Here is a 21,307-nt window from a genome sequence, read left to right as displayed (position 1 = left end):
TTATAACTAGCGAATGTTAATAGCAAGAAATAATCAAGGATTAAAATTTCGGATGATATTCATATCATAGTCCAAATGAAATCAATTTCTCAAGGAAGATGATTTTTGACTTACTTTTAAAACAATTTGAGGAGATAAGCCTTAAAATAAAAAAGCCTGATAATTTGATTTATCAGGCTTTTTGGTTATTTAATATTTTGCGGCTTGTCCTTTAGATGCAGAGTCCAAGATAAACTGCCGAATATCTTCTGTGGCCGTCTTTAAATCGTCTTTTCTTAAATACATCATATGACCACTTCTGTAGCCTTTAAAAGAAACACGATCCTTCATTCGACCGCTTGGGTCCATTTGTCCTACTGTGTATTTTGCAGCAAAATAAGTCGTTGCGCCGTCATAATAACCTGATTGGACCAAGACTTTTAAATACGGGTTTTGAGCCATGGCTTGACGTAATCCATCACGTGTGCTATCATATTGTCTGTCCCAAGGATGCACATCGCCAAACATATTGTATTTAATGTCGGTTTTAAACTTAAGCTCTTCACGCAGGTAATAGTTGATAGCAGGCGTAAAAGAATGTAACCAAGAGGTTAATTCGGCGTTATAATCAGGAGAATCTCCTGCGTTCATTTTGTCTATTCCTAGATAACGTGAATCCAATCTACCGATCGTATAACCTTTATCACGTAACAATTCTTTCCAGAAGAAATTGGTTGGAATATTCATATTATGATCAATAATCGAAGCTTTGTCCAATCCGGAATACAGACTCATTTTTTCAGCGACCTGATTTCTTTCGGTTTCTGATATAAAACCTCCTTTAGCGATGGCTGGCATGACATTGTTAATAGTATATGTCTCTACTTCAGGTAAAATATCTAATAAATCCTTTTGCTGTAAAGCAGGCGAAAGCGCTTTTTGATACCAAGCGGCTGCAGTAAAATACGGCAAGTTTAAAGCGGAATAAATAGGTTGATCTGTAGAGTATATTTTATAATCGGCTGGCGATACTAAAATAACACCGTTCAAGTACATCCACTGATTGTTTTGTAGTTCTTTGGATAATCCCATAACCCTTGGGCCGCCATAGCTCTCGCCGATTAAGTATTTAGGCGATTCCCATCGGTTTTTTCTGGAGACAAAAGTGTTCATCCATTCTGCTAAATATTTAATATCCGCATTGATTCCGAAGAATGTTTTTCTGTCTGGCAATTTGCCGTCTTTATCTTCAACCATTCGGGAATATCCTGTATTTACAGGATCGATAAAAACGATATCGGCAACATCTAAAATAGAATGTGGATTTGGTTTAACGCCATAAGGTTGAACTGGATAACCTTCGTCATCAATATTTAAAATCACAGGGCCTGTATAAGCAATGTGCATCCACGCCGATGCAGAGCCTGGGCCGCCGTTAAATGAAAAGATGATAGGTCGTTTTTCCTTGTCACTATTGCTTTTTTTGTAATAGGTGTAAAATAAAGTGGCAATTGGTTCGCCTTTTGCATTCCAAACAGGTTGCGTTCCTGCAATGGCTTGGTAAGAAAGATTTTGACCTTTAATAGCTACGGTATGATTGGTCACAACCATCGTATCTAAAGGGATTTTTTTGACTTGTGAAAAGAGCAAGCCTGTAGACAGTAATGTTAATAGTAAAAAGAGGTTTTTCATGTAGTTAGAATTTTAAGCTTTAAATATAAGATGTTTTTTTGAAAACTATTTTGAAAACATCTCATCAGTCGATTTTAGACTTTTTTATTTGGCTATAGTAAACGTAAATACAATTCCTTGGCCTAATTCTACAGTTACACTGATTTCGCCTCCTAGTTTACCGACAACACTTTTTATGGTGCTTAAAACGATACCAGTGCTTGGTTTTCTGTTTTCATCCAGGATGGAAGATTGATTATAGTGTCATAATCTGCTTCAGGAAGCGTGTCAAGTAGTCGGTAATCAGATAATATATTTAAGCTTAAAATCTCATTTTCAGCAAGCTTAGGAGATTTGCATCGTGTTCTTTTTAAATGTTGTAGATAGTCAAAAGCAGGCTATTGTTTTAGGATTTTGAGAAATCTTCAAAGACCCCTAAGCCAAAAAGTGCAAAATCATATTTGACAGGATCATTTTTATCTAATTCCCTTAAAGCTTTGTCAAGTTCGTCCAAAGCTTTGGCGTCGTTTTGTGTTCTTCGCAATAAGCCTAAGGCCCGTGCCACATTTCCCGAATGCACGTCTAATGGGCAGGATAATTGAGCAGGAGAGAGCTGCTTCCAGATGCCGAAATCGACACCGTTATTATCATTTCTGACCATCCATCTTAAAAACATGTTGATGCGTTTAGCTGCTGAGTTTTTTAAAGGATCGCTCACATGCTTTTGGGTTCTTCGCAAATGCTCAATCTCGAAAAAATTGCTTTTAAACTGATGAATGGATTTCTGAATTGAAAATTCTTCTGCATGTTTTGAAAATATGGCTTCCAATCCATCGTGATTTGTATAGATGTGATTTAAACTTTTTATGAATTGTATGAAATCGTCATCATTAAAAGTTCTATGTACAAACGATCTGAGTTTCTCCAAATCATCAGACTCATGGTTTTTCACAAAATCGTAGGGCGAATGGTCTAGCATGGCCATCATTTTATTGGCATTTGTAATAATGCTTTTTCGGTTTCCCCAAGAAATGGTGGCTGTTAAAAAACCTGCAATTTCAATATCTTCTTTTTTTGAAAATTGATGGGGAATTTGGATAGGATCACTTTCAATAAACCGCGGATGGTTATACTGTAAAACTTTGGCGTCCAAAAACTCTTTGAGTTCTTGTTTTTTCATTGGTTTTTGCAAAAAAATATAATTTGTAGAATTAATAATTTAAATATCAGCAATCTTCTTGCCATAAACTAAATATACGGAAATCAATTTTGCAAGATCGAGTAAATTCAGTTTAACGCTATCACAATTATTTTAACCTCAATTCGGTTTTATGTTTTTGGTGTCCTTTTAATTGGTTAAATTAGAGGATCTCTTTAAAATTTGACACAAATGAAATCTCTTATAAAATTTGGTTTAAAATCAGCGGTTGCCCTTTTTGCCATTGGCGTTGGGACGAAATTAGGCAAGGATGCCATCAATGATTTAAAAGACCATCAAGATAAACGTAAAAACTCAGATTATGGACGATACTAATGACATTGTAGATTCAACTTTAAACGTTGTAAGCAACTCAATCACTAATTTTGACAATGTTTTAGGTCATGTTTCGCTTTATAAAAGTGGACACAAATTAGGAGGCGCCATCAGCAATTTAATTGATAGAATTGTGGATATTATTCCAATTATAAAATAAGTCCGCTTACAATTTTTCCGTCTACCATAACCAACTTCCGGTCCGCCATGTCAGCTAACTCCTCATTATGAGTCACGATGACGAAGGTTTGGCCGAACTCATCACGAAGTTTAAAGAAAAGATTATGAAGGTTTTCAGCACTTTCGCTATCTAAATTTCCTGATGGTTCATCGGCAAAAATCAACTCTGGGTTATTGATCAAGGCTCTGGCAACTGCTACGCGCTGCTGTTCGCCACCTGACAATTCTCCTGGCTTGTGATGGTATCTGTGACTTAATCCTAAAAAGTCCAGTAGTTCTTTGGCGCGTTTTTCAGCCTCAATTTTAGAGGTTTTTTTTATAAACGCCGGAAGGCACACATTTTCTAATGCTGTAAATTCAGGCAGTAATTGATGAAACTGAAAGATAAAACCAATATGCTCGTTTCTAAACTTCGCCAGATTTTTATCCGTTAGGTTCATGATATCAATATCATTGATGTGCAATGTGCTCTGTTCCTTGGTGGAAGCTCTGTCCAAGGTCCCTAAAATATGCAGTAAAGTTGTCTTTCCGGCGCCTGAAGCTCCTACGATGGAGACTATTTCGCCTTTTTGAATGTTAAGACTGACCCCTTTAAGAACATGAAGATCATCGTAATATTTATGGATATTGGTTGCTTTTATCATAGACTAAAAAAGGAAAGCAAGGTAGCATTTTGTTTGCTGTTGTACAATAAATTCCAGTGTAATCAAAGATTCATCAATCCGATGTATAAAATATGAACAAAGAATAAAGCGGGAATCTCGTCTTGTAGGTTCAGGTAATAAGAACGAAGCCAATTTCCATCAATCATAAATAAGATATGGCAATCCAGAAGGTTTTCTCCCGCAGAACTTTCTAATTCACACAGATCAGATTCGCAATCTATCCTGCTTATAAGAGAAATCCATCCCTTTAACTCGAAATATTATTTAAATCCATGGGAACGTCCTTCGCATATATTTGAAAAATGAATTGATTGTAAAACTCGCTTTATAGTTTACTTTTCATTTTTATGCTGTATTTTTATATGAACTCTAAAAAAGAAAAGATGCCTTACGACCATTTTGAAGCATACGACATCAAAGTCACTGAAGAAATTAAAGAAAGATATAAATACATTCTTCAAGAGCTGGGTGAGGATGTTAGCAGAGAAGGACTGTTGAAAACTCCAGAACGCGCTTCCAAGGCGATGCAGTTTTTGACGCAAGGCTATCATCAAGATGCCGCTGAAATTTTGAAAAGTGCGATGTTTAAGGAATCCTATAATGAAATGGTCATTGTTAAGGATATTGAGGTGTATTCTCTTTGCGAGCATCATATCTTACCGTTTTTTGGAAAGGCTCATATTGCCTATATTCCCAAAGGATATATTGTCGGGTTGAGTAAATTACCAAGAATTGTGGACATATTTGCAAGACGTCTACAAGTTCAAGAACGTTTAACAAAACAAATTTTGGATTGCATCAATGATACGCTGCAACCTCAAGGGGTCGCCGTTGTTATTGAGGCTTCACATATGTGTATGATGATGCGTGGAGTTCAAAAACAAAATTCAGTGACCACAACTTCCGGATTTAGAGGACAGTTTGAACAAAATGAAACACGAAATGAGTTTTTAAAATTGATCAGCAATAAATTTTCCTAAACATATTTTGGTATATTTTTTGTGTAAATAAGTTCAATTAATCTTTATAAAATGAAGTTAGAAAACTTAAGCAAAAATAAAAAGTTGGTCTTGGGTATCGTTTTTGACCTTATCGGAATGATCACTTTTATTGATATTATTTGGGCTCCTGTTTCAGGACTCTTAATGTCAAAAATGTATGCGGGCAGAAAAGGTAGGATAGCAGGGATATTTTCTTTTATTGAGGAAATATTACCAGGTTTTGATATTATTCCGTCCTTTACAATCATGTGGTTCTATACTTATGTGTTTAGCAAAAAGCCAAAACTTATAGAAGTAAAAGTAAAATAAGAAAAATCCCTTTCAATTGCTGAAAGGGATTTTTAGTTTTAGGGCTATTAGCCTTTTTTGTTTTTAAAAATCTGAAAAGGTGTTAGCGAGATTATAGGTTATAGGTCAATCCTACATTGATATTTCTCCCAATATTGTAGAGGCCTTCTGATTTTAAACGCGACAGATGATTGATATACTTTTTATCCGTCAAGTTGCTTCCCGAAACTCTAATGTCCAGGTTATTTTTGAAAAGATTGATGGTCCCTCCAAAACCAGCCCCTAACAGATTGTAGCCATCTGTTGTGGTTTCAAACGCACTGATATTAGATTGTTTGAAATTGGTATTCAGTCTCACAAAAGCATAAATTTTTTGTACAGATTTTGTGTCGAACTCAATGCGAAGTGTGTTTGACAGGGAATTGGAAGGAATGAGTGGCAAGTAGCTGTCATTTTTTTGCTTTCCAGTAACCGTTTCAAAACTGCTTTCAAAGTGCAACCAATCAAGAGGATGTGGGTGGATGTGCAATCCAATTTCGCCACCATACAAATTGGCATCTTCCTGTAAATAATTATAAACAGGCGTGTTTTCGATAAGCTCTCCGTTTGGCGAAATGAAAATATAATTATTCACTTTATTATAAAAAGCATTGGCAAAAACTTCAATATGTTCATTTTTATACTCCAAAGCCAAATCTACTTGAAAATTTTGTTCGTTTTTCAGATTTTCATTTCCTATCTCATAACGGTTAGTACCTTCATGAGTGCCATCAGAAGTAAGTTCAGCCAAATTTGGAGCTCTATACCCCGAAGCGAAATTAATTCTGGTCGTGATCAGTTTAGCAATCTTTGTTTTATAGCCCAGCGCGCCATTAAAGCTGGAGAAATCTTTATTTAAACCAGAAATCACGTCAATTGTTCTGTGGTCAAAACGTGCTCCAATTTGAATGTCAGAATTTTCAAAATGAATGTGTGAGGTTGCCAAAAATCCAAGATCATTGGTCGTAGCATTTGGAATTAATTGTTCTTCTCCATAATTGTAATTGCTTTGGGTCATTCCTTGAACACCAACAATAGTTTCAAATTTACCAAGGGTTGGCAGATTATATTTGATATCGTAATTAAAAGTTTTTAATTTCATGTGCAGTGCTGCTTCCAAATCCTCATGATCGTCGTGATCTTCATCATCGAGATCGTCATGGTCGTCATGGTCGTGATGATGATGGTCTTCAAATTCTTTGCGATCATTATAAAGCAATCCTAAACTGACATCTAAACTCGAATTATTAAAAAAGACGGTCGATTTTGAACTTAACACATGATTGGTAATCTCCTGAAAAGGCAGTAAGGGCGTCTTATCTGTTGTTTGTTCGCCAATCTCATCAGGAATTCCAAGTTTCGAATTATTGACGTTGTAGCGCACTTCAGTTTTAAAATTGGATTTTTGATAACCCAAGCCTGCTTTAAAATCCTGTTCTCTGAATCGGCTGTTGGTTACTCGGTAATCTGCCGTGTTGTAATCGGCATGCTCAGCAAGACTTCCTCTGAATAAAAATTTGAAATGTTCTCCAGAAGCTTTATAACCTGCATCGGTGTTAAAGCCTTTGGTATTGCTAAAATAGTTGTAGCTGGCATCGGCTTTATCACTGTTTACTTGGGCAAATCGTTCAGGATTTAAATAAAGCACGCCGCCAAGCGCATCACTGCCGTATAGTAGGGACGCCGGACCTTTAATGACTTCGACACTTTCAATTCCTGCATCGCTCAAGCCTAGGCCATGTTCATCGCCGAATTGTTGATTTTCTAATCGTACCCCTTGTGTGTACACTAAAACACGATTGGAACTTAATCCTCTTATGACCGGTTTTCCAATACTCACACCGGTAGTTATGCTTTCTACACCAGCAATAGTTGTGAGACCATCAGCTAAGGTTACTGCACCTTTCGCTTTTAAATTGGCAATGGTTTTACGTTCTACCATCATCACATTTTCACTCTGAAGTTTATGAAAAGGTGTTGAAATGATAATTTCTTCCATTTCGATGGCCGATGGAATCAGTGCGATGTTTAGATTCGTGGCGGATGGGAAATTAACATTCTGCGAAAATGTTTCATAACCTATTATTGAAACGACGATGGAGTATGTGCCATTTGGAATATTGGAGATCGTATAATTTCCTTTTAGGTCTGTTGTGGTTCCTTTTTCGAGTTGTGGCAAATAGATATTTGCGAAGATTAAAGGTTCTTTTGAATTTTTTTCTACTACGCTACCACTTAGGGTGTTTTGGGAGTAAATGGACGACACTGCCAGTAAGAGCAATGCATTGAATATATATTTCATAATTATGTTTTGAATTAATTTAATACAGATGAAATCTGAATTTCTTCAGAAAGTGATTCTCAATTTCTTCAGAAATAGAATCTGAATTGATTTCAGAATAATTTAGATTAAATTAATTGCAGGGGGACCTCGAAGTGAAAAGTGAAGTCTTTGATATTCGCTAAGAAAGCTATAATCTTTAGTTGGAACAGTTAAAATCTCATTATAGGCGATTAAAACGTCATCTTTTTCAGGAATGGTAAAGGGAATGTTTAGTTTGAACTTGTAAAATTCACAATCAATATCAAAGGTATGAAAATGCGAATCCGCTTCGCCATAACACACTTCGTGTTGATGTTTTTCAAAAATGTGCATTAGTTTTACGGCAGAAGGCAAAAGAAGTGTCACCACAATAATGAGGGTTAATACTCTAAATGCGATATGTTGCCTTAAAAAAATCATTGATTAGAAAACCTTTTAAATCCAAATCTACTCAACATTTTCTTTTCAAACTCCCAGAAGAATTTGAACTGACCAAATAGCCATCCAAAAAAGATCAATAGGACTTGATAAAAAAGCAGTCCAACTACAATGTATAAAGTCCAGTAAACACCAGTGTTTAAGTTGTCTTTAGTAATTCCGATGAGTGCCATAACGGGTTTTCCAACAAAAACTGAAGAGGATCCGGTTATCGAAAAAACAATAAATACGCGAATCATTTCCCATCTGTAATCTAAAATCCATTTGCGCTCTAGTTTTTTAAATGAAAACAGAGTCAGCTTAAGAAGCAATGAAAATATAACGATAGACGCGATTAATACCAAAAATAAATTAATGCCGCCAACAATTACATCAGCGAGTCTGTAAGAGCAATAACCTAAAATAAGAATACCAAGTACAGGAAAAAGCAATTGCCAGTTCCGTTGTATTTGCCAGTTTTGTTTAAAATTATCCATGACACATTTTTGCGGTGCAAAGATACTTCAAATTTCCTTTAAATACGCGGAACAAAAGGCCCTAATCTCTGGTTGTAGGTTAACTGGAAGTAGATGAAGTAATTATAGAGTTTATAATTGACCTCGTAACCATAGTTGATGTTTGGATCATAATCTATTTGAAGTTCATATAAATTGGGGTTATAACGTTGGGGTTGCAACACTCTTTGGTTCCATTCCATGACATAAAGTCTATTTCGGTTTTCTAGATATTCTTGGGAATAAAATCCTTCAGGTTTTGCTGTAGAAGCCAGCCAGGAATTGAAGCCTGGTTCAATGATGAGAATTTCATACTCTAAGGAATCGTTGGCTATTCTGACTGTATCTTGAACTGCAACATTGCTATTTGAAGGTTTCTTTATAGCAGATTTAGAACTGTTACAGGATACAAGGATTAATCCTAATAATAGCAGGGTCGCAATTGATTTCATGATTTATTAATTTACTCAATAAGTTACAAAAATTATGCCTACTAATTTCTCGTTTGATATTTTTCGAATAAAAAAAGCTATACTTAAAGGAGCATGACTTTTGTGAGTTATGAATAATTTTTTAGAGCTTAACTTTTTCCTCCAAACATACCTCCAAGGAGACCTCCAAGCCCACCTTTCTTTTTGTCTCCTCCTAAAAACATTCCAGCAACATCGTCAATGATGCTTCCGTCTTTATTCGCGTCAAGAATGGACTCTAAGAAACTTTGTTGATTATTTTTAGAACCTCCACCTAAAAGACCGCCTAATAAGCCGTCCAATCCACCTGGGCTATTAACATTTTGTTGTTTGGCTTGATTGCCCAACAGTCCCATTAAAATTGGAGCTGCAACCTTTAAAATTTGCGCCACAGAACTGGCGTCAATCCCAGATTTAAGGCTGATCGCTTGTTCTACGTTACCTTGTTTGTTACCAAGGACATGACCTAAAATTTTGCTGCCGTCAGCAGTAACGCTATCATCAACACCACCACTAAATAATCCGCTAAGGTTGCTTAGAATACTCCCGTCATGTTGAGTTGTTATGGCATTTAATAAGCCTTGCGCACCTTCTGGAGAAGAGACGTTACGTTTCATGGCCGTCATTAAAACAGGTAATGCCATTGATAAAACTTCATGCGCCTTGTCTTGTGGCTGATTGGTATGAGCCGCCACGCCGCTAACCAAAGATTTTCCAAGGTCGCTATTTAAAATATCTAATATTCCAGACATAATTAATTGATTTATAGTTCAATGAGTTAAATTACAAAAAAATGCTCACAACATTGGTAGTTGTAAGCATTTTTATAGGGTTTATGTTAATAAGTTTTAAGCGGTTTCAGATTTTAAAATACTGATTATTTGAGAGGCTAATTCCGTCCCAATGCGATCCTGGGCTTCATTAGTCGCTGCACCAATATGAGGAGTTAAGGATATTCTTCCATTCATTAATACTTGAATGGCCGGTGTTGGCTCACTTTCAAATGTGTCCAATCCAGCAAAAGCCACTTTTCCATTTTCCAAGGCCTGTACAAGTGCAACTTCATCAATGACGCCGCCACGAGCAGCATTTACAATGCCCACGCCATTTTTCATTTGATCAAATTCTTTGGTGCCAATTACATAGCCCTCTTGTGCCGGGACGTGCAACGTGATGAAATCTGATTGCTTAAGGATATCTTCCATCGGCACAGTACTAATTTCGAAATCCACAAACTGACCATCGAAAAAATCAACTTTAATGGTTGCTTTATCAACAAACATATCGCTCGCAATGACTTTCATGCCTACGCCAAGAGCGATTTTGGCAACTTCCCGTCCAATACGACCAAAACCAACGACTCCTAGAGTTTTACCTCTTAATTCGGTGCCTTTAGCATAGTTCTTTTTAAGCGCGTTAAATTTTGAATCGCCATCTAAAGGCATATTTCTGTTCGCATCGTGCAAGAATCTTACACCTCCAAACAAATGTGCAAACACTAATTCTGCAACAGATTGCGATGAGGCAGCAGGTGTATTGATAACCTGTAGACCTTTGCTACGTGCATAATCCACATCAATATTGTCCATGCCTACGCCACCACGACCAATGACTTTAAGGCCTGGGCACTCATCAATAATATCTTTTCTTACCATGGTAGCGCTTCTTACCAACAATACATCGATATGATGTTCATTAATATAATTGACTAGTTGTTCTTGGGCCACTGTAGTTGTAATCACTTCAATTCCGGCTGCCTTTAAGGCGTCAATACCGCTTTGTGAAATTCCATCGTTTGCTAATATCTTCATCTTTTTAGATTTAAAATTTAAGGTTCAAAATTTAAAATTGATTCACTTCAAAGATCGAATCCAAAATATATTTTTAATGTTTTTTTTTTAAGAAAAACTTTCTGCCAATTGCTGATTGCCAACTATTGACTGCCAACCTAATTTAAGCTTTCGCCTCCAATTCGCTCATGACTTCTACCAGTGCCTTAACACTATCTAAAGGCAAGGCATTGTACATGGAAGCTCTATAGCCGCCAACACTTCTATGGCCACTTAAGCCACTGATGCCAGCTTCTTTCAACATGGTTTCAAAGGTTTCTTTTAATTTATCATTGCCCAAAGTGAAGGTTGCATTCATCATTGAACGGTCGTCCTTAGCAGCATAGCCCTTAAACAACGGATTGAGATCAATTTCAGAATAAAGAACGCGTGCTTTCATTTCGTTAACTTTTTCAATCGCTTTGATGCCGCCTAGGTTTTTAAGCCATTCCAAAGTGAGCATAGAAGTATACACTGCATAAACTGGAGGCGTATTGTACATGCTTTCTTTAGCAATATGTTCTTGATAATTCAAGATGGCCGGCATTTTGCGTGACACTTTACCTAAAATATCTTCTTTAACAACGACCAAAGTTGTTCCTGCAGGACCCATGTTTTTTTGTGCACCTGCATAAATGAGATCAAATTTAGAAAAATCCAATTCACGTGAAAAAATATCACTACTCATGTCGCAAACCATTGGAATTGGCGACTTCGGGAATTTGTGCATCTGTGTCCCAAAAATAGTGTTGTTGGAAGTGCAATGGAAATAATCAAAATTTGAAGGAATAGAATAGCCTTTAGGAATGTAGTTGAAACCAGCATCTTTTGAAGAGGCTACTTCCACGATCTCACCATAAATCTTAGCTTCTTTAATGGCATTTGTGCTCCAGGTACCTGTATTCAAGTAGCCTGCACGTTTTTCCAATAAGTTTTGGGCCGCCATAACAAACTGCATGCTCGCTCCACCTTGTAAAAACAAGGCTTGGTAGCCTTTTCCTTGCAGACCTAATAGCTCCAAAGCTAAAGCTCTGGCATTCTCCATAACATCTACAAAGTGTTTACTTCGATGTGAAATTTCCAATAAGGATAATCCCATATTATTGAAGTCAATAACTGCCTCGGAAGCCTTTTTTAGGACCTCTTGAGGTAAAATTGACGGTCCGGCGCTAAAATTATGTATTTTCATTGGTTTTTATTTTTTCAGAGATACAAAGGTGCTAAATTCAAAAGTAAATGATGGCAATAAAATGATAATTTATTAACTACAATTTTAATAAAAATGCAATAGTGTCAACGTTATCAGCATAATTCCATAGCTGCGGAAATTGTGTTTGACCGAAAGCCACAGAATTATCCGTAATCCCTTTAGATACGATGCATTGAATGTTATTTTCGATGTCTTTAAGCTGTTGTTTTAAGGCATTATTGTCATTGTAATATTCGTAAAACAAGGTGGCAATGGGGGAGCTGTAGCTTGTATCTTCCTTGATCATTAAAAAGCCATTTTCCAACAGATCAAATTCACTCATAATATAAACAGCCTTATTATAATCATAATTGTTAGCGTATTTATGTTGATTGATGATAGGATGCCATTCATAAACCCCCTTAAAGAAGGCGTCGAAATTATAGCCGTTGGGCACAAATAATTTCGAAACGTTCCTGCAGCCTAAGCCATAATATCTAAAAATATCTTCAGAAAGTGATTTCATTTCTTCGTCAGTTTCTTCGCCTGTCAAAATGGCGACCGAATTTCTGTTTTTTCTGATAATGGAAGGTTTTCCTTTAAAATAATGCTCAAAATAACGCGCAGTATTATCACTGCCAGTTGCGATTACGGCATCAAAATCGGTTAATTTTTCTTCCGTAAATTTAATTTTTCCTTTAAATGCTGGTTCAATATGTTCTAAATACTTGGCTAAATAGGGCAGCAGATGTTTGTCATTTGAAGATTGTCTCACCACAACGTCATGTCCCGAAATCAGAACAGATAAAAAGTCGTGGAAACCAACTAAAGGAATGTTTCCAGCCATGATTATGGCGACTTTTTTAGGGGTTATATCATTAAAGCTATACTTTGCTATCCATTCATTAATCGATACGTCTGTCAACGACTTAGACCATCCATTTAAGGAAAAGCAAATGTTCTCTTTAGTGAACCAGCCATTGTGCTCATGCGCCAATTTGATTTGATGTTTAAAGCCATCAAAAAACAAATCGTTTCCTGTGATATTTTCGTTTGTTTTAAAGCTTTCAGTTGAAAATTGTTGGATAAATTCCCCCAGTTTTACAAAAGCGTTAATTCTTTGTTGTAAATCCATTCTGTATTTGGTTATGAATAGTTTTGGCGTTATTTTTGCATCGCAAAGTTAGAAAAATGAAATGAAGCGAGATTTATTTAAGTCTTAACTTTTTCTAAATGGATTTAAAAGGATTGAAAAATCGCATTAAAACCCATAAAATCTCATCAAATTTTTCTAAGATTAAATTTTTTAAAGATTAAGATGCTATGGCAATTATAATAACAGATGAATGTATAAACTGCGGTGCATGTGAGCCAGAGTGCCCAAACACTGCAATTTATGAAGGTGCGGACGATTGGAGATATAAGGATGGTACAAGTTTAAAAGGGAAAGTGGTGCTTCCTGATGGCAAGGAAGTCGATGCTGAAGAGTCGCAAGAGCCTATCAGTGATGAGATTTACTATATTGTTCCGGATAAATGCACGGAATGTAAAGGCTTTCATGAGGAGCCACAATGTGCGGCCGTATGTCCTGTAGATTGTTGTGTACCTGATGACGAACATATGGAAACCGAAGATCAACTTTTAGGAAAACAGCGTTTTATGCACCCTGAAGGTTGATTAGACATAAAATATAGGAGTGAAAAATCCCAAGTATAGCTTGGGATTTTTTTATGCAAATAATTCAGATAATTGACTAAATTTGCAGTCGCAAAAAAATGCGATTTTTTTAATGAGATTCCTGCTGATGCGGGAACCAAATACAAGTTTTTCAATGAAAGCCGGAATTGTAGGATTACCAAACGTAGGGAAATCAACCCTTTTTAACTGTTTATCTAACGCTAAAGCGCAAAGTGCCAACTTTCCGTTTTGCACCATTGAGCCAAATATTGGTATTGTCAATATTCCAGATCCACGCTTGGAGCGTCTGGAGGCTTTGGTAAAACCTGTACGCGTACAACCTGCTACCGTAGAGATTGTTGATATTGCAGGCTTGGTAAAAGGCGCTAGTAAAGGCGAAGGTTTAGGGAATCAATTCTTGGCAAACATCAGAGAAACCGATGCTATTTTGCACGTGTTGCGTTGTTTTGACAATGACAACATCATCCATGTGGATGGCAGCGTAAATCCTATTAGAGACAAGGAAACGATTGATATGGAGCTCCAGTTGAAGGATTTGGAAACCGTTGATAAAAAACTTGAAAAGGTAAAACGTGCGGCCAAAACCGGAAACAAAGAAGCGCAAAAAGAAGAAGCTGTTTTACTGAAAATTAAATCCGCTTTAGAAGCAGGAACTTCTATCAGAGCTTTGGAATTTGAAAAGGAAGATTATGATGAGTTTGTAGCGCCGTCACAATTTATCACAGATAAACCAGTCATGTATGTTTGTAACGTAGATGAAGGATCGGCTGCAACAGGCAACGCTTATGTGGAACAAGTAAGAGAAGCGGTTAAGGATGAAAATGCCGAAATATTGGTGTTGGCAGTCGGTACCGAAGCAGATATTAATGAATTGGACAGCTATGAAGAACGTCAAATGTTCTTGCAGGACATCGGTCTGGAGGAGCCAGGATCGTCAAAATTAATTCGTTCAGCTTACAAACTTTTAAAGCTGCAAACCTATTTTACGGCAGGTGTTAAGGAAGTGCGCGCTTGGACGGTTGATGTTGGCGCAACTGCACCACAAGCAGCGGGCGTGATCCATACCGACTTTGAAAAAGGATTTATTAGAGCTGAAGTGATTGCATATGAGGATTTTTCAGCCTTAGGTAGTGAAGCCAAAGTGAAAGAAGCAGGGAAAATGCGCGTAGAAGGAAAAAACTACGTTGTGAAAGACGGCGATGTGATGCATTTCTTGTTTAATGTTTAGAAAGTCTAGATAGTCTTAAAAATTGCTACTAATTAGGCTAAGTGTTTGTCTGCAAGCATGTCTTAAGGTCTAATTAGTTGCATTTTTTTTGAGATATTTGAAATTATTACGAAATGCAAACTTAAAACAGTACTATTTTGTAGCATCAGCATTAACAATATTTCATTTATTATCAATTTTATACGTATCTTTAAAATTGGATCAAAATTGAAAATTTATGAAAATCATATTATGGTTAGCTATAGCAATCATCTTTTTCGTGGTACTTTTTTATGTGTTTAAATTCGTTTTTATTACCTCTTTAATTATTGCATTGGCAATTCTTATCATTCCTATTTTGTATTTTACATTTAAAGGAAAAAGTAACGAATAAATCAGAAAAAGAAACTTCTAGTTTCAAGCTCCAAATCCTCAGTCTACAATTTTTAAAACTTTGTTAATTACTTTAACATATAAGGGTTTTATGGTTTGTAGCGAAATCTTATATTAGCAACCTATCTAAATTTCCCCCTAATTATGTCTTTAGAAACCGACTATACCGAAGATAATATACGTTCGCTCGATTGGAAAGAGCATATTCGTATGCGTCCTGGGATGTATATTGGTAAGCTTGGCGACGGCTCGTCTCCCGATGATGGTATTTATATCCTTTTAAAAGAAGTTTTGGACAATTCCATTGACGAGTATGTCATGGGAGCGGGAAAAACCATTGAAATTTCCATTCAGGGCAATAAGGTTATTGTACGCGATTACGGCCGTGGTATTCCACTTGGTAAAGTGGTGGATGTCGTTTCCAAAATGAATACGGGAGGAAAATATGACTCCAGGGCGTTCAAAAAATCAGTGGGACTTAATGGTGTGGGTACCAAGGCGGTCAATGCCTTGTCCAATTTCTTCCGCGTAGAATCTACACGTGATAATAAGTCCGCTTCCGCAGAATTTTCACAAGGTAACCTTACCCATCAGGAATTATTGGATGATACCTCACGGCGAAAAGGCACGAAAGTATCGTTCATTCCGGACGAAGCAATTTTTAAGAATTATAAATATCGCAACGAATATGTTGAGAAAATGCTTAAAAACTATGTGTATTTGAACACAGGTTTGACGATTATTTTCAACGGCGAAAAATATTATAGTGAGAATGGATTGAAAGATTTGTTGGAAGAAAACATCAGCGAGTCAGATATGACGTATCCTGTCATCCATCTTAAAGGAGAAGATATAGAGATTGCTTTAACGCATAGTAAAACACAGTATAGTGAGGAGTATTATTCGTTTGTAAACGGACAAAACACCACGCAAGGAGGGACGCATTTAGCGGCTTATCGAGAGGCTTTGGTAAAAACAATCAGAGAGTTTTACGGTAAAAACTATGACGCGTCCGACGTTCGGAAATCTGTGGTTACTGCCATTGCTGTAAAGGTTATGGAACCTATTTTTGAAAGTCAAACTAAGACCAAATTGGGTTCTACAGATATGGGAGGCGATTTACCATCCGTAAGAACGTTCGTCAACGACTTCGTAAAAACGCAATTAGATAACTTTTTACATAAAAATCCTGAAACGGCTGAAAAAATCCAACGTAAAATCCTTCAGGCAGAACGTGAGCGTAAAGAATTGTCAGGTATTAGAAAGCTCGCAAAAGACCGCGCTAAAAAATCGAACTTGCACAATAAAAAATTACGGGATTGCCGGGTGCATTTTGGAGACATTAAAAACGACCGATATTTAGAGTCTACTTTGTTTATTACAGAGGGTGATTCTGCATCTGGAAGTATTACGAAATCACGGGATGTAAATACCCAAGCGGTATTTAGTTTAAGGGGTAAACCTTTGAATTCTTATGGCATGAGCAAAAAGATTGTTTATGAAAATGAGGAATTCAATTTGCTTCAGGCCGCTTTAAATATTGAAGAATCTATTGAGGATTTACGCTACAACAATATCGTCATAGCAACAGATGCCGACGTGGACGGGATGCATATTCGCTTATTACTGATTACCTTCTTCTTGCAATTTTTTCCAGAATTGATCAAGGAAGGGCATCTCTATATTTTGCAAACGCCCTTGTTTAGGGTCAGAAATAAAAAAGAAACCATTTACTGTTATTCTGAGCAAGAACGTCGCGATGCTATTGAAAAATTAAAGCCAAAACCAGAAATTACCCGATTTAAAGGTCTTGGGGAAATCTCGCCAGATGAATTTGTCAATTTTATCGGAGAGAGCATTCGTCTGGATCCTGTAATGTTGGATAAAGAAATGTCCATCGAAGCCTTACTTGAATTTTACATGGGCAAAAACACACCCGACCGACAAGAATTTATTATTGACAATCTGAAAGTAGAATTAGATATAGTGGAGGAGGTTCATGAGAACTAATAATGCCAAGGTTAAAAACACTATTGTTTCAGTCTATTTTATACTGATTGTGCTTGCCATTTTGTTGGCGACTGTATTCAGTGCCTTCAGCCATTTGACGCCAAGTCCAATGTTGACTTTTCTTTTTCTTTTTGTCGGATTCTTGATCTTGTTTTTTTCTGTTCATGCCGTTTCAAAATATTTTGAATACGATAGTGATGGCAAAAAAGTCATGGTTATTAATAAAGGACTTTTGATGTCAGATTATTTCAATTATCGGGAACATCAATTAGAATTTGATAAATCGCGGTTAATGGCCTTTAAATTTAAAAATTATTTTGTCTATAAAAGTTTGACCCTTTATATCAAAAACTCCAAAGGACATACCAAAAAGGAATCATTTAATGTGACTTTGGTAACCAAAAAGAAAAGACGATATATTAGACAATCTCTAAGTAAAATGGTCAAAAATAATATAAAACCTACTAATTAATACACTTACATTGGAAGAAGATCACTTACATAATGAAGATGAAAATATTCAGGAAAACTCAAAAAGTGAAACCATTACAAGAGTTACCGGGATGTTTAAGGATTGGTTTTTGGACTACGCTTCTTATGTTATTCTAGAGCGTGCTGTCCCAGCTATTGAAGACGGATTTAAGCCTGTTCAACGTCGAATCATGCAATCTATGAAGGATTTGGATGATGGACGCTATAATAAAGTGGCCAATATTGTTGGACATACCATGCAATACCATCCCCATGGCGATGCCAGTATTGCGGATGCCATGGTGCAAATTGGTCAAAAGGATTTATTGATTGATACGCAAGGTAACTGGGGAAATATCCTTACCGGCGATAGTGCAGCGGCTTCACGTTATATTGAAGCGCGTTTGTCAAAATTTGCGATAGATGTCGTTTTTAATCCAAAAATTACCCAATGGCAATCGTCTTATGATGGCCGTCGAAAAGAGCCCGTCAACCTTCCGGTTATGTTTCCTTTATTGCTGGCGCAAGGTGGCGAGGGGATTGCCGTTGGACTTTCTACAAAAATATTACCACATAACTTTATTGAGTTGATTGATGCGTCAATCAAGCATCTGAAAGGCAATAAATTTACAATTTACCCCGATTTTCCAACCGCGGGAATTATTGATATCACCGATTATAAAGACGGTTTGCGTGGCGGAAAAGTACGTGTCAGGGCTAAAATTTCGCAACTTGACAAAAACACATTGGTCATTACTGAAATTCCTTTTAGTACCAATACGTCGTCATTAATTGACTCTATTTTAAAGGCGAACGAGAAAGGTAAGATTAAAGTCAGGAAAATTGAAGATAATACCGCCGCTAAAGTCGAGATTTTAGTGCATTTGCCTTCCGGAATTTCGCCTGATAAAACAATTGATGCCTTATATGCATTTACCAATTGTGAGGTGTCAATTTCGCCGCTAGGTTGCGTTATTGAAGATAATAAACCTCTTTTTGTTGGAGTAACGGAAATGTTGCGTCATTCTACGGATAATACCGTTCAGCTCTTAAAACAAAATCTTGAACTTAAGCTAGATGAGTTTGAAGAACAATGGCATTTTGCATCCTTAGAACGTATTTTTATCGAAAACAGGATTTATCGTGATATTGAGGAAGAAGAAACTTGGGAAGGTGTTGTAAACGCTATTGACGCCGGTCTTCAACCCCATATCAAGCATTTAAAACGTGCTATTACCACTGAAGATATAGAACGCTTAACAGAAATCAGAATTAAGCGGATCTCAAAATTTGATATTGATAAGGCGCAACAAAAAATTGATGCTCTTGAAGAGCAAATCGCCCAAGTAAAACACGATTTGGCGCATTTGATAGACTATGCCATTGCCTATTTTACAAGGCTTAAAAATGAGTATGGCAAGGGGAGAGAACGGTTGTCTGAAATCCGTTTGTTTGATGATGTTGATGCCTCAAAAGTAGTGATCAGGAATACAAAGCTTTATGTCAATAAAGCAGAAGGTTTTATAGGTACCTCGCTCAAAAGAGATGAATACGTCTGTGATTGTAGTGATATTGATGATATTATTGTTTTTACGAGAGACGGTAAAATGATGGTCACTAAGGTAGATGCTAAAACCTTTGTTGGTAAGGATATCATTAATGTTGAAGTATTCAATAGAAAAGATAAGCGCACCATTTATAATATGGTGTATCGCGACGGGGCCAAAGGGCCTTCTTATGTGAAGCGCTTTTCAGTAATGGGCGTCACTCGCGATAGGGAATATGATTTGACTAATGGCAATAAAGGCTCTACGGTGTGGTATTTCTCATCCAATCCCAATGGCGAGGCGGAAGTCATCACGATTTTCCTCAGACAGGTTGGAAGTGTCAAAAAGCTGAAATGGGATTTAGATTTTGCAGATATTCTCATTAAAGGTCGAAATTCTAAAGGGAATGTTGTCACTAAACACGCGATTCGGAAAATTGAACTTAAAGAGCGGGGAATCTCTACCTTAAAACCTCGTAAAATATGGTATGATGATGCCGTTCAGCGTTTGAACGCCGATGGAAGAGGCGAGCTGATTGGAGAGTTTAGAGGTGAAGATCGATTATTGATCATCAATCAATCGGGCATCGTAAAAACTATTTTGCCAGAATTAACGTCACGTTTTGATGACGATATGATTGTCCTGGAAAAATGGATCCCTAAAAAGCCAATTTCCGCCATTTATTTTGATGGAGAAAAAGAGCGCTATTATGTGAAGCGTTTTCTGATTGAGCAAGAGGGTAAAGAAGAGTTGTTCATCTCCGATCATCCAAAATCGCGGTTGGAAATTATTTCCACCGATTGGAAACCGATTGCTGAAGTAGAATTTACAAAAGAGCGCGGCAAAGACCGAAAAGATAATTGGGAAGTAAATCTTGAGGAATTTATCAGTATCAAAGGTATTACGGCTTTAGGAAATCAATTGACAAGAGATAAAGTTAACCAAATTAGTTTATTGGAGCCATTGCCATACGAAGTTCCAGAAGAATTGCCTGCGGAAGAGATTGAGGTTGTAGATGAAGATGATATTTCAGAAGTTGAAACTCCAAAAGTGTCTAAATCTAATTTAGATGAGGATTCTGATGACAATTCTGATGACGACGAGCAGGTTGAAGAAAATGGACAGGGGAGGTTGTTTTAAATTCTGTACCTATATTGTTTATAGAAATTTTCATTAAAAACATTATTTCTATCTTTAGGGACCTTAAAAAAACGAAATTAACTTATGATGAAATTATGTCTTTTTGCACTTCTCGTCGGAGGTCTTCTCAATCCTATGAACACCAGTGCGCAATCCAAAAAAAACAATAAGAAAGCTAAAAATCAAGTTGAAACTCCCGCGCCTGAAAAAAAGAAGGAAGAGGCCATAAAACCTTATGACAAAGTAATTACTAAAGATGCTGTAACCGATGAAGGCTTATTTAAAATCCATAAAATCAAAGACAAATATTTCTTTGAAATCCAGGACAGTCTACTTAATAAGGACATGCTGCTCGTCAGCCGGATTGCGAAGTTGCACCATTACCAGGATGCCGTGAAGCGTATTGAATTGATTTTGGATCCGAAATAGCACCTAAATTAAGAGAAGAGTGTAACAATGGGGTTATTTACGGGCAACTGTGAATAACCCTTTGTTTTTAACATAAGTTTGATCGCTTTACATAACATTAAAAAGAAGTCAAAATAGACAATTGACGTGTTGTCTTTTATGTATTGGAGAACAGTGAAAAAATAGGAATAGTTTATGAACCAATCTCAATCAAATTTATTAACTTAATGGTTATGAAACGATTCGTATTATTTAGTGGACTATTTGCAGTGCTTTTGGGCTGTGGCTCGAACAGGCAATTCACAGAACAAGATAACCAAGACTATCAGAATT

At 36.7% G+C, this 21,307-nt stretch carries 22 protein-coding genes; 11 read left to right on the top strand and 11 right to left on the bottom strand.

Annotated elements, in window-relative coordinates; genetic code table 11:
• Positions 1–189 precede the first annotated feature (189 nt).
• Complete coding sequence (locus ABIQ28_RS11890) at positions 190–1,671, bottom strand: carboxypeptidase (protein WP_348037571.1); 1,482 nt, start codon at positions 1,669–1,671, stop codon at positions 190–192.
• Positions 1,672–2,056: 385 nt separating this feature from the next.
• The gene (locus tag ABIQ28_RS11885) at positions 2,057–2,830 is read right to left on the bottom strand and encodes a TIGR02757 family protein (protein WP_348037569.1); all 774 of its coding nucleotides are present in this window, start codon (positions 2,828–2,830) and stop codon (positions 2,057–2,059) included.
• A gap of 210 nt (positions 2,831–3,040) precedes the next feature.
• Here ABIQ28_RS11885 and ABIQ28_RS11880 point away from each other — a divergent pair, with 210 nt between their 5' ends.
• Positions 3,041–3,184 (top strand): hypothetical protein, encoded by a 144-nt coding sequence (locus ABIQ28_RS11880; protein ID WP_348037567.1) that lies wholly within the window; start codon positions 3,041–3,043, stop codon positions 3,182–3,184.
• Positions 3,171–3,344: a hypothetical protein gene (locus tag ABIQ28_RS11875; protein WP_348037566.1), complete on the top strand. Its 174-nt coding sequence runs from the start codon at positions 3,171–3,173 to the stop codon at positions 3,342–3,344. The genes ABIQ28_RS11880 and ABIQ28_RS11875 overlap by 14 nt, the downstream gene beginning before the upstream one ends.
• On the opposite strand, the gene ABIQ28_RS11870 is transcribed toward ABIQ28_RS11875, so the two are convergent.
• A complete protein-coding gene (locus tag ABIQ28_RS11870; protein ID WP_348037564.1) occupies positions 3,334–4,008 on the bottom strand; it encodes an ABC transporter ATP-binding protein in 675 nt (224 codons plus the stop codon). The two genes, ABIQ28_RS11875 and ABIQ28_RS11870, sit on opposite strands and share 11 nt — an antisense overlap.
• Before the next feature lie 404 nt (positions 4,009–4,412).
• Between ABIQ28_RS11870 and folE the strand changes: the two genes are divergently transcribed.
• Both folE and ABIQ28_RS11860 read left to right on the top strand, forming a co-directional pair.
• The gene (folE, locus tag ABIQ28_RS11865) at positions 4,413–5,009 is read left to right on the top strand and encodes a GTP cyclohydrolase I FolE (RefSeq protein WP_348037573.1); all 597 of its coding nucleotides are present in this window, start codon (positions 4,413–4,415) and stop codon (positions 5,007–5,009) included.
• Between the two features lie 51 nt (positions 5,010–5,060).
• Positions 5,061–5,339, top strand: coding sequence for a hypothetical protein (locus ABIQ28_RS11860; protein WP_348037562.1), 279 nt, complete (start codon positions 5,061–5,063; stop codon positions 5,337–5,339).
• 91 nt (positions 5,340–5,430) lie between these two features.
• Here the strand turns inward: ABIQ28_RS11860 and ABIQ28_RS11855 are convergent, their stop codons facing one another.
• The 8 genes from ABIQ28_RS11855 to ABIQ28_RS11820 all read right to left on the bottom strand — a co-directional run bounded on the left by ABIQ28_RS11855 (position 5,431) and on the right by ABIQ28_RS11820 (position 13,235).
• Positions 5,431–7,659 carry a TonB-dependent receptor gene (locus ABIQ28_RS11855; protein ID WP_348037561.1) on the bottom strand — a complete coding sequence of 743 codons (2,229 nt, stop codon included), beginning with the start codon at positions 7,657–7,659 and terminating at the stop codon, positions 5,431–5,433.
• 102 nt (positions 7,660–7,761) lie between these two features.
• Positions 7,762–8,100, bottom strand: coding sequence for a hypothetical protein (locus ABIQ28_RS11850; protein WP_348037559.1), 339 nt, complete (start codon positions 8,098–8,100; stop codon positions 7,762–7,764).
• Positions 8,097–8,594 carry a DUF6787 family protein gene (locus ABIQ28_RS11845; RefSeq protein ID WP_348037557.1) on the bottom strand — a complete coding sequence of 166 codons (498 nt, stop codon included), beginning with the start codon at positions 8,592–8,594 and terminating at the stop codon, positions 8,097–8,099. The genes ABIQ28_RS11850 and ABIQ28_RS11845 overlap by 4 nt, the downstream gene beginning before the upstream one ends.
• 38 nt (positions 8,595–8,632) lie before the next feature.
• Positions 8,633–9,064: a DUF6146 family protein gene (locus ABIQ28_RS11840; RefSeq protein ID WP_348037555.1), complete on the bottom strand. Its 432-nt coding sequence runs from the start codon at positions 9,062–9,064 to the stop codon at positions 8,633–8,635.
• A gap of 128 nt (positions 9,065–9,192) precedes the next feature.
• The gene (locus tag ABIQ28_RS11835) at positions 9,193–9,834 is read right to left on the bottom strand and encodes a DUF937 domain-containing protein (protein WP_348037553.1); all 642 of its coding nucleotides are present in this window, start codon (positions 9,832–9,834) and stop codon (positions 9,193–9,195) included.
• A gap of 96 nt (positions 9,835–9,930) precedes the next feature.
• Positions 9,931–10,893 carry a D-2-hydroxyacid dehydrogenase gene (locus tag ABIQ28_RS11830; RefSeq protein ID WP_348037551.1) on the bottom strand — a complete coding sequence of 321 codons (963 nt, stop codon included), beginning with the start codon at positions 10,891–10,893 and terminating at the stop codon, positions 9,931–9,933.
• Positions 10,894–11,035: 142 nt separating this feature from the next.
• Positions 11,036–12,100, bottom strand: a complete 1,065-nt coding sequence (serC, locus tag ABIQ28_RS11825; RefSeq protein WP_348037549.1) for a 3-phosphoserine/phosphohydroxythreonine transaminase — start codon at positions 12,098–12,100, stop codon at positions 11,036–11,038.
• 76 nt (positions 12,101–12,176) lie between these two features.
• Positions 12,177–13,235 (bottom strand): acyl-CoA reductase, encoded by a 1,059-nt coding sequence (locus tag ABIQ28_RS11820; RefSeq protein WP_348037547.1) that lies wholly within the window; start codon positions 13,233–13,235, stop codon positions 12,177–12,179.
• Positions 13,236–13,423: 188 nt separating this feature from the next.
• On the opposite strand from ABIQ28_RS11820, the gene ABIQ28_RS11815 reads away from it, so the two are divergent.
• The 7 genes from ABIQ28_RS11815 (at position 13,424) to ABIQ28_RS11785 (ending at position 20,995) form a co-directional block, all read left to right on the top strand.
• Positions 13,424–13,777 carry a 4Fe-4S dicluster domain-containing protein gene (locus ABIQ28_RS11815; protein ID WP_348037545.1) on the top strand — a complete coding sequence of 118 codons (354 nt, stop codon included), beginning with the start codon at positions 13,424–13,426 and terminating at the stop codon, positions 13,775–13,777.
• A gap of 154 nt (positions 13,778–13,931) precedes the next feature.
• Positions 13,932–15,026, top strand: coding sequence for a redox-regulated ATPase YchF (gene ychF / locus ABIQ28_RS11810; protein WP_348037543.1), 1,095 nt, complete (start codon positions 13,932–13,934; stop codon positions 15,024–15,026).
• A 217-nt stretch (positions 15,027–15,243) separates the two neighbouring features.
• Positions 15,244–15,399, top strand: a complete 156-nt coding sequence (locus ABIQ28_RS11805; protein ID WP_348037541.1) for a hypothetical protein — start codon at positions 15,244–15,246, stop codon at positions 15,397–15,399.
• A gap of 143 nt (positions 15,400–15,542) precedes the next feature.
• Positions 15,543–17,408, top strand: a complete 1,866-nt coding sequence (locus ABIQ28_RS11800) for a DNA topoisomerase IV subunit B (protein ID WP_348037539.1) — start codon at positions 15,543–15,545, stop codon at positions 17,406–17,408.
• Positions 17,398–17,880 (top strand): hypothetical protein, encoded by a 483-nt coding sequence (locus tag ABIQ28_RS11795; protein ID WP_348037537.1) that lies wholly within the window; start codon positions 17,398–17,400, stop codon positions 17,878–17,880. The genes ABIQ28_RS11800 and ABIQ28_RS11795 overlap by 11 nt, the downstream gene beginning before the upstream one ends.
• Before the next feature lie 10 nt (positions 17,881–17,890).
• Entirely contained in the window at positions 17,891–20,566 is a 2,676-nt protein-coding gene (locus ABIQ28_RS11790) for a DNA gyrase/topoisomerase IV subunit A (RefSeq protein WP_348037535.1), read from the top strand.
• 84 nt (positions 20,567–20,650) lie between these two features.
• Complete coding sequence (locus ABIQ28_RS11785; protein WP_348037533.1) at positions 20,651–20,995, top strand: DUF5118 domain-containing protein; 345 nt, start codon at positions 20,651–20,653, stop codon at positions 20,993–20,995.
• The last annotated feature ends 312 nt before the right edge of the window (positions 20,996–21,307 follow it).

The sequence above is a fragment of the Gelidibacter sp. genome (assembly GCF_039916245.1).
Classification (GTDB): domain Bacteria; phylum Bacteroidota; class Bacteroidia; order Flavobacteriales; family Flavobacteriaceae; genus Gelidibacter.
This window is presented reverse-complemented; position numbering and strand designations above follow the sequence as displayed.

Excerpts from the sequence above, each read along its gene's own strand:
- ABIQ28_RS11785 (WP_348037533.1), top strand. The coding sequence starts at position 20,651 with ATGATGAAATTATGTCTTTTTGCACTTCTCGTCGGAGGTCTTCTCAAT.
- ABIQ28_RS11800 (WP_348037539.1), top strand. The coding sequence starts at position 15,543 with ATGTCTTTAGAAACCGACTATACCGAAGATAATATACGTTCGCTCGAT.
- ABIQ28_RS11870 (WP_348037564.1), bottom strand. The coding sequence starts at position 4,008 with ATGATAAAAGCAACCAATATCCATAAATATTACGATGATCTTCATGTT.
- ABIQ28_RS11795 (WP_348037537.1), top strand. The coding sequence starts at position 17,398 with ATGAGAACTAATAATGCCAAGGTTAAAAACACTATTGTTTCAGTCTAT.
- ABIQ28_RS11820 (WP_348037547.1), bottom strand. The coding sequence starts at position 13,235 with ATGGATTTACAACAAAGAATTAACGCTTTTGTAAAACTGGGGGAATTT.
- ABIQ28_RS11830 (WP_348037551.1), bottom strand. The coding sequence starts at position 10,893 with ATGAAGATATTAGCAAACGATGGAATTTCACAAAGCGGTATTGACGCC.
- ABIQ28_RS11835 (WP_348037553.1), bottom strand. The coding sequence starts at position 9,834 with ATGTCTGGAATATTAGATATTTTAAATAGCGACCTTGGAAAATCTTTG.
- ABIQ28_RS11845 (WP_348037557.1), bottom strand. The coding sequence starts at position 8,594 with ATGGATAATTTTAAACAAAACTGGCAAATACAACGGAACTGGCAATTG.
- ABIQ28_RS11890 (WP_348037571.1), bottom strand. The coding sequence starts at position 1,671 with ATGAAAAACCTCTTTTTACTATTAACATTACTGTCTACAGGCTTGCTC.
- ABIQ28_RS11815 (WP_348037545.1), top strand. The coding sequence starts at position 13,424 with ATGGCAATTATAATAACAGATGAATGTATAAACTGCGGTGCATGTGAG.
- ABIQ28_RS11850 (WP_348037559.1), bottom strand. The coding sequence starts at position 8,100 with ATGATTTTTTTAAGGCAACATATCGCATTTAGAGTATTAACCCTCATT.
- ABIQ28_RS11805 (WP_348037541.1), top strand. The coding sequence starts at position 15,244 with ATGAAAATCATATTATGGTTAGCTATAGCAATCATCTTTTTCGTGGTA.
- ABIQ28_RS11875 (WP_348037566.1), top strand. The coding sequence starts at position 3,171 with ATGGACGATACTAATGACATTGTAGATTCAACTTTAAACGTTGTAAGC.
- ABIQ28_RS11855 (WP_348037561.1), bottom strand. The coding sequence starts at position 7,659 with ATGAAATATATATTCAATGCATTGCTCTTACTGGCAGTGTCGTCCATT.
- ABIQ28_RS11860 (WP_348037562.1), top strand. The coding sequence starts at position 5,061 with ATGAAGTTAGAAAACTTAAGCAAAAATAAAAAGTTGGTCTTGGGTATC.
- ABIQ28_RS11880 (WP_348037567.1), top strand. The coding sequence starts at position 3,041 with ATGAAATCTCTTATAAAATTTGGTTTAAAATCAGCGGTTGCCCTTTTT.
- ychF (WP_348037543.1), top strand. The coding sequence starts at position 13,932 with ATGAAAGCCGGAATTGTAGGATTACCAAACGTAGGGAAATCAACCCTT.
- ABIQ28_RS11840 (WP_348037555.1), bottom strand. The coding sequence starts at position 9,064 with ATGAAATCAATTGCGACCCTGCTATTATTAGGATTAATCCTTGTATCC.
- serC (WP_348037549.1), bottom strand. The coding sequence starts at position 12,100 with ATGAAAATACATAATTTTAGCGCCGGACCGTCAATTTTACCTCAAGAG.
- folE (WP_348037573.1), top strand. The coding sequence starts at position 4,413 with ATGCCTTACGACCATTTTGAAGCATACGACATCAAAGTCACTGAAGAA.
- ABIQ28_RS11885 (WP_348037569.1), bottom strand. The coding sequence starts at position 2,830 with ATGAAAAAACAAGAACTCAAAGAGTTTTTGGACGCCAAAGTTTTACAG.